6 protein-coding genes and 1 pseudogene are annotated in these 7,428 nt (G+C 65.8%); 2 read left to right on the forward strand and 5 right to left on the reverse strand.

From position 1 onward, the window contains the following. Together CCR94_RS08445 and CCR94_RS08450 are read right to left on the reverse strand one after the other, a co-directional pair. On the reverse strand, window positions 1-1,865 hold a 1,865-nt coding region (locus tag CCR94_RS08445), incomplete at its 3' end, for a family 2A encapsulin nanocompartment cargo protein cysteine desulfurase (RefSeq protein ID WP_104507436.1). Window positions 1,866-1,946: 81 nt separating this feature from the next. Further along, on the reverse strand, window positions 1,947-2,897 hold the full coding sequence (locus CCR94_RS08450) for a family 2A encapsulin nanocompartment shell protein (protein WP_104507437.1): 951 nt from the start codon (window positions 2,895-2,897) through the stop codon (window positions 1,947-1,949). Between the two features lie 382 nt (window positions 2,898-3,279). On the opposite strand from CCR94_RS08450, the gene cysK reads away from it, so the two are divergent. Beyond that, window positions 3,280-4,257: a cysteine synthase A gene (cysK, locus tag CCR94_RS08455; protein WP_104507441.1), complete on the forward strand. Its 978-nt coding sequence runs from the start codon at window positions 3,280-3,282 to the stop codon at window positions 4,255-4,257. Next, the gene (gene epsC, locus CCR94_RS08460) at window positions 4,254-5,195 is read left to right on the forward strand and encodes a serine O-acetyltransferase EpsC (protein WP_104507438.1); all 942 of its coding nucleotides are present in this window, start codon (window positions 4,254-4,256) and stop codon (window positions 5,193-5,195) included. The genes cysK and epsC overlap by 4 nt, the downstream gene beginning before the upstream one ends. A gap of 32 nt (window positions 5,196-5,227) precedes the next feature. Here the strand turns inward: epsC and CCR94_RS08465 are convergent, their stop codons facing one another. The 3 genes and pseudogenes from CCR94_RS08465 to CCR94_RS25010 all read right to left on the reverse strand — a co-directional run. Continuing rightward, the gene (locus CCR94_RS08465; protein WP_104507439.1) at window positions 5,228-5,704 is read right to left on the reverse strand and encodes a DUF192 domain-containing protein; all 477 of its coding nucleotides are present in this window, start codon (window positions 5,702-5,704) and stop codon (window positions 5,228-5,230) included. 56 nt (window positions 5,705-5,760) lie between these two features. Then, window positions 5,761-6,342 carry a cold-shock protein gene (locus tag CCR94_RS08470; RefSeq protein ID WP_104507440.1) on the reverse strand — a complete coding sequence of 194 codons (582 nt, stop codon included), beginning with the start codon at window positions 6,340-6,342 and terminating at the stop codon, window positions 5,761-5,763. 251 nt (window positions 6,343-6,593) lie between these two features. Then, window positions 6,594-7,428: pseudogene (locus CCR94_RS25010) on the reverse strand (hypothetical protein); the annotation flags it as partial.

Below are 7,428 nucleotides of genomic sequence, written 5' to 3' on the forward strand. Positions count from 1 at the left end.
TTGTAGAAGGCGAGCGAGGGCCGCACTGTGGCCTCCAGGCCGAAGCGGCGCAGGATGGGCTGGGCGCAATGGTGGCCCGAGCGCACCGCGATCCCCTCGGCGTCGAGCGCCTTGCCGACTTCCACCGCCTCCTTGCCGTCCAGCACGAAGGACAGCACGCTGGCCTTTTCCCGCGCCGTGCCGATCATGCGCAGGCCGGGAACCGCGAGCATTTTCGCCGTGGCGTATTCCAGCAGGCCGTGCTCATAGGCGCCGATATTGGCCATGCCCAATTGTTCGACATAGTCGAGCGCCGCGCCCAGGCCCACGGCGTCGGCGATATTGCCGGTGCCGGCTTCAAAGCGGTCCGGCGGCGGGTTGAACAGGGTGCGCTCGAAGGTGACGTCGGCGATCATGTTGCCGCCGCCCTGCCACGGCGGCGTCTTCTCCAGCACGGCGTCGCGGCCATAGACCGCGCCGATGCCGGTCGGGCCGAAAACCTTGTGCCCGGAGAAGACGAAGAAATCGCAGCCGATCGCCTGCACGTCCACCGGCATGTGCGACACGCTTTGCGCGCCGTCCACCAGCACGCAGACGCCGTGGCTGTGGGCCAGCGCGGTCATTTCCGCCACCGGCGTCACCGTGCCCAGAGCATTTGAAACCTGCGTGAAAGCCGCGATTTTCGTCTTCGGCCCGAGCAGCTTCTCATAGGCTTCGAGAATGATCTGGCCGTCGTCATCCACCGGCGCGACGCGCAGTTTTGCGCCGGTCTGCGCGCAAAGTTGCTGCCACGGCACGATATTGGCGTGATGCTCCAGATGGCTGACGAGGATTTCGTCGCCCTCCTTCACATTGGCGCGGCCCCAGCTTTGCGCCACGAAATTGATGCCCTCGGTGGCGCCGCGCACGAAAACAATGTCGCGGGCGGACGGCGCGTTGAGGAAGCGCCGGGTTTTTTCGCGCGCGGCTTCGTAGGCGTCGGTGGCGCGCGCGGCCAGCGCGTGGGCGGCGCGGTGGATGTTGGAATTCTCGTGCTTGTAAAAATCCGAGACGCGCTCGATCACGGCAAGCGGCTTTTGCGTGGTCGCGGCATTGTCGAGCCAGACGAGGCGTTTGCCGCCGTTGACCTTCTCGTTGAGAATCGGGAAGTCGCGTTTGATGGTCTCGGGATCGAGCGGGAAGCCGACCGCGCCGCGCGCTGGCGCGGCCAGGGGCCGCAGGTCGAGTTCGAGGAAATTGTAGCTGGCTTTTGGCGCCGAATTTTTGGGCGCGACGCTTTCCGGCGCCACGCTTTCCGGCGAACCGACGGAAGCCGGCGCGCTCGGAGCCGCAGTCGGGGCGGAAGTGGCGGGCGCGGCGACGGGCTGTTTGGCGAAGGCGGATTCGGCGAGGAAATAGGGCGCGTCGGCGGCGCCCGGCGTCACGCCTTCGCCCGCCTGAACCCGATGCGCCTCGGGGACCAGTTGCGCGGTCTCGCCGAGATCGAAGGGGCCGGCGGGTCCAACCCCGCCAGCGGAAGCGCCCGGCAGCGGCGGCGCGCCCAAACCGACCGGCAGGGCGGAAAAACTCGGCGCGTGCGGCAAGGTCAGATTGGGCGTCGGCACGACGGAGGGAATGGTGGAGGGCGGCAGGTCCGGCGGCCCGACCAGCGGATTGGCCGGCGTGAACGGCGCGACCGAGGTCGTCGGATTGGGCGCGGGAATCATGGACGGGCTCGGCGGCGCCACGGGAACGCCGGGGTCGGAGCCCACAGCCGTCTGGTTGGGCGCGCTCTGGAACAGGGCGTTGGCCATGCGCGCGATCAGCGCGGGATCGGGGAAGCCGGGCGCTCCGGAGGCTGGCTCATCGCCGGCGGGGAGTTCAGACGCGGAAAGGCCGAGTGGCATGTTCTTGTCCTGCAACCATCAATCGAAAGGGCGGCGGCGCGCGACAACAGGCGCGCCGCCTTCGCGATCACATCTCGGCGATCATTTGGCGTAGATATCCTTGTAGTCGTGATACTTGCCAATATCGACCTCATCGAGCACGGCCAGCGCGTCATGGGTCAGCACGGCGGTCGAGCAATAGAGCGAGATCAGATAGGAGGCGATCGCCTTGCGGTTGATGCCCATGAAGCGCACCGACAGGCTCGGCGCGACTTCGCCGGGAATGCCCGGCTGGAACAGGCCGATCACGCCCTGGCGCTTTTCGCCGGTGCGCAACAGCAGGATCTTGGTCTTGCCGTTTTCGTCCACCGGCAGCTTGTCGGAGGGAACCAGCGGCAGGCCGCGCCAGGTGATGAAGGGCGCGCCGAACAAGGTGACGGTTGGCGGCGGCACGCCGCGACGGGTGCATTCGCGACCAAAGGAGGCGATGGCGCGCGGATGGGCCAGGAAAAACGCCGGCTCCTTCCAGACCTTGGTGATCAATTCGTCGAGATCGTCCGGGGTCGGCGCGCCGGTGCGGGTCGAGATGACCTGCCGGGGATCGATATTGGCGAGCAGGCCGTAATCCGGGTTGTTGAGGATTTCGGCTTCCTGCTTCTCCTTCACCTTTTCGATCAGCAGGCGCAACTGCTCCTGAATCTGGTCGTAGGGATGGGAATAGAGATCGGAGACGCGGGTCTGGACGTCGAGGACGGTGGTGACCGCGTTGAGCGAATATTCGCGCGGCTTTTCCTCGTAATCGATGAAGGTCTCGGGCAGGTCGGCGTCGCGGTCGCGGGCCGGCGAGCATTGCACGTCGGCGTCGGTGAGGACGGAGCCTTCCTTGACGCGGTTGAGGCGATAGATACCGGCCTCAACCGGCGTCCACGGCAGGAAGGACACCAACCATCGCGGCGTGATGCCCGACCATTGCGCCCTGGTCTTGGTGGCGTTGGCAAGCTGCCTGGCGGCGGGCTCGCTCAGGGTTCTGCGGATTTCGACATCGTCGGACATAGGATCCTCGTGCTAAAGCAACGACAGCCGGATGACAGAGAATATTTTTCTAAATAACGAAAAAATCATTCTCTTCTCTGATTCATCTGCCTGAAGCAGAGATTTAGTTCTAATCGGCCATCGGGACAACAGCTTTCCGTAAGTCAGAATATAAAAAATTTATTCCATAAAAATGATTAAATTTATAAAGCGTATCGCGACTACCGCGCGCCCTGCTCGCGATACACCGAAGGCCTCCACGACTCACGTTTCATTACTCCGCTTCCAATCGGTCGCGGGATGCATATCAAAAGGGAAGCCGAAAAAGCAGCTTTGCCTTCACAGGAAAAATTGATAACATCCATAGAATAAATATCAACCTACCCTTGGAATGGAGCGCGTCATGCCCAAATGGTTTGAAGACAATTCCCTCTCGATCGGCCACACGCCGCTGGTTCGCCTCGACCGCGTCATCGACCACGCGCCGGCGACGGTTCTCGCCAAGATCGAGGGCCGCAACCCCGCCTATTCCGTGAAATGCCGCATTGGCGCGGCGATGATCCAGGATGCCGAAAAGCGCGGCCTGCTCGGCCCCGGCAAAGAGCTCATCGAGCCGACCTCCGGCAACACCGGCATCGCGCTCGCCTTCGTCGCGGCGGCGCGCGGCATCCCGCTCACCCTCACCATGCCGGAAACCATGAGCCTGGAGCGCCGCAAGCTGTTGATCGCCTTCGGCGCCCGGCTGGTGCTGACCGAAGGCCCGCGCGGCATGGCCGGCGCCGTGGCGAAAGCGGAGGAGATCGCCGCCTCCGACCCGAAACGCTACGTGCTGCCGCAACAGTTCAAGAACCCCGCCAACCCCGCCGTTCACGAACAGACCACCGGCCCGGAAATCTGGAACGACACCGATGGCGCGGTGGACATTGTCGTCTCCGGCGTCGGAACGGGCGGCACGATCACCGGCATCTCGCGCTTCATCAAGAATACAAAGGGCAAGGCCATCCAGTCGGTGGCGGTCGAGCCGGAGGCGAGCCCCGTCATCAGCCAGAAGCGCGCCGGGCTCGAAATCAAGCCCGGGCCGCACAAGATCCAAGGCATCGGCGCCGGCTTCATTCCCGGCGTGCTCGACCTTTCGCTGATCGATTCGGTCGAGCAGATCGGCAACGAGGAAGCCATCCTCTATGCCCGCCGCCTCGCGCGGGAGGAAGGCATCATCTCCGGCATTTCCTCCGGCGCGGCGGTGGCGGCGGCGGCGCGGCTGGCCAAGAAACCGGAGAACGCCCACAAGACCATCGTCGTCATCCTGCCCGATTCGGGCGAGCGCTACCTCAGCACGGTGTTGTTCGAAGGCCTGTTCGACGCCAAGGGCCTCGCCGCGTGAGCCTCGCCGAACTCCCCGACGTGGACGACGCCGGCGAATATTCCCTCGACAAGATCGTCGGCGAGTTGCGCGCCTTGCGCGCCGCCGCGCAGGCGCGCCGCTATCGTGGCGCGCCTCCGGACCTGCCGTCGCGCGCGGAGACGGTCGCGGCCGTGGAGGGATTGGTCGCGGCTTTGTTTCCACGTCATTTCGGCCCCTCCGGCCTCGCCGCGCGCGAGGTCGATTCCTTCGTCACGCTGAAGCTGGCGGAAAGCCTCGCCAGCCTGCGCCACCAGATCGAGTTGGAATTGCGCCTTTCCGGCGAGCGCGAGGGGCGCGACCGCGGCTTAAGCCGCCATGCGGCCAAGATCGTCGCCGAACTCGCCCAGAATCTTCCGAACGTGCGGCTGCTGCTCGACGCCGACGTCCGCGCGGCCTACGTCGGCGATCCCTCCGCCAAGAGCATAGACGAGATCATCTTCTGTTTCCCCGGCGTGGCGGCGGTGGCGCGCCATCGCCTCGCGCACCAGCTCTATCGGCTCGGCGCGCCCATGCTCGCGCGAATCATTGCGGAAAAGGCGCATTCCGACACCGGCATCGACATCCATCCCGGCGCCGAGATCGACGCGGGTTTCTTCATCGACCACGGCACCGGCGTGGTGATCGGCGAGACCGCGATCATCGGCAGGAACGTTCGCCTCTACCAGGCGGTGACGCTCGGCGCGAAGCGCTTCGCGACGGATGCCGAGGGCCGTCTGCTCAAGGATTACCCGCGTCACCCGATCCTGGAGGACGATGTGGTGATCTATGCCGGCGCCACCGTGCTCGGGCGCGTCACCATCGGCCGGGGCGCCTCCATCGGCGGCAATGTCTGGCTGACCCACAGCGTGCCAGCGGGCGCCGTCGTGACCCAGGCCAAGGCCAGCGAGGATGTTTTCCTCGACGGCGCGGGCATCTGAGTTTTTGCCGCGCCTCGGCGGGACGGAGCGGTTCAGCGGCCGAACAAAGGATGATCCGCCACATCGCCCGGTTTCAGCCCGATCTTTTTCGCGACGCCGGCGTTGACCTCCAGCACGGCGAAGGCCGGACCCTGGGACGAGATGATCGCCTCCGACAGCGGCTCGGCGTTCTCCTCGATGTGGGTCACCTTGCCGTCGCGGGCGATGAAGATCATGTCGAGCGGGATGTACGTGTTCTTCATCCACATCAGCACGGTTTGCGCGTGGCCGAAGTCGAACAGCATGCCGCGATTTTCCGGAAGATAACGGCGGTACATCAGCCCGCGCTCGCGCATGGCGGGGTCGCGCGCGACCTCCACATCCAGGCTCACAGGGCCGCCGCCCGTCTCCAGCGTCAGCTTTTCCGTCGCAGGAACTCCCGCCTCCAGCGCGCGGGCCGGCGTCGGGCCGGCGAGGCCCAGCGGGGCGACGGCCAAACCGGCCAGCAGGACGCCAACGAACAAACGCATCGCAAACTCCTTCCGGCCGCTCCGCCCGAGCGACGGCCGGATGCTCTCAATAGCCGTCAATGGGCGCTGGGCAGTCGCGTGTCCAACGGACGCACTTCCGTCGCCATCAACCCCTTGGGGCCATCGCCGAACCGCGCCAGCAGCGAATCGCCCGGCTTGAGGTCGGCGATGCCATAGCGGCGCAGCGTCTCCATGTGGATGAAAATGTCCTGGGTGCCGTCGCCGCGCGTGAGGAAACCAAAACCCTTCACGCGATTGAACCATTTGACCACGACGATCTCATAGCCGCCGACAGACTGAACCTCGGCATGGGTGCGGGCCATCGGCAATTGCGCCGGATGCACGGCGGTGGACTCGTCCATGGACAGGACGCGGAACACCTGCAAGCCGCGCGAGCGGTTTTGCGCCTGACACACCAACTGCGCTCCTTCCGGGGCGCTTTGAAAACCGTCCCGGCGCAACACCGTGACGTGAAGCAGAACATCGGCGAGGCCGTTGTCCGGCACGACAAAGCCAAAACCCTTGGCCATATCGAACCATTTGACACGGCCACGGATCTCGATGATCTCCGTCGCCGCCTCAGAGTCGAAATCAATTCCCGCGTCTTGCGCGAGATCCGCCGGTTCTTTGGTTCCCAATGAACCTGCTCCCAAACTGAATGTACGAGCTCTATTGCCTCGGGCGACAACCCGAATCACCGACTCGTCAACTGAGAATCACAACTATGAACATAGCATCAGCCCGAATCGGGAAAAGACGATTTTTCGGGCGGCCCGCCGCCACACACATGTTTTTCCGCACCCGCGCGGGCGAAAATCAAGGTTTCCGCAAGGTCATCGACGATTTTCGGAGAAAACCCCCACAAAAACAGACCAATCCCATCATGAACTCAGGCCGTTGGCGCCTCCCTCCTCGTGAGCGCGCGCGCCGCGCCGACCCAGTCGTCGCGCTCGGGCGCGCCGGGCCTGGCCAGCCAAGCGCCGATCCAACGGGCGTTCTCCGGACTCCAGCGGGCGATCTGCCGCCAACTCCACACGCCGAGTCCGTTGAGCTTCTCGGCCAGTTCCCTGTCGACGCCCCGGATTTGCGTCAGATCGTCCGTCTCGCCGAACGGGGGCTCCAAAAATCCCGGGGGCCGCGCGCCCGCGTAGAAATCGTCGGCCGCACCGCCCGCCGCCGGATGCGGCAGACGCGCGACCCAGTCCGCGAGCGCGGCCGCGTCGTCGGGCGCCGGCGTTTCGCCCCCGAGCACGGCGCGCGCGTGATCGGTGAGGGCGCCGGCCGCGAGCAGCCGCGCTTGCGGCGGCCACAAGGCCGGGGCCGCGGGAATCGCCAGCGGCGGCGACAAGCGCTGGAAATGATGCGCGATCCAGTCGATGTGCTCCTGGCGCCATGCCGCGATCTGCTCGAAACGCCAGACGCCGATGTCGCGCAAGGCCTGCGCCAGCGCGGAATCGACGCCGCGAATCAGGCAAAGGTCGTCCTCGTTGGCCGGATCGGGGCGGTCTATCGCCGGCGGCGGCGAACCGACCGCTGCTTGCGCCGGCGCCGGCGTCGTCAGCTTGAGAATTTCGCGCGCGACGATCACGGCCGCCTCGACGGCCGGTCCGGCGGCGACCGCCGGTTGCGCCGCCGGCGCGACGGCGGGCCCCGCATCATCCGCCTCGGTCAGCGGCGGCGGTTCGGCGGCGAATGGCGGGGGACCCGCCCTGGCGCCGCCGGAG

This window comes from Rhodoblastus sphagnicola, assembly GCF_002937075.1.
GTDB lineage: Bacteria > Pseudomonadota > Alphaproteobacteria > Rhizobiales > Beijerinckiaceae > Rhodoblastus > Rhodoblastus sphagnicola.

Coding starts and splice junctions, on each gene's coding strand:
- cysK (WP_104507441.1), top strand. CDS start 3,280: ATGCCCAAATGGTTTGAAGACAATTCCCTCTCGATCGGCCACACGCCG.
- CCR94_RS08450 (WP_104507437.1), bottom strand. CDS start 2,897: ATGTCCGACGATGTCGAAATCCGCAGAACCCTGAGCGAGCCCGCCGCC.
- CCR94_RS08465 (WP_104507439.1), bottom strand. CDS start 5,704: ATGCGTTTGTTCGTTGGCGTCCTGCTGGCCGGTTTGGCCGTCGCCCCG.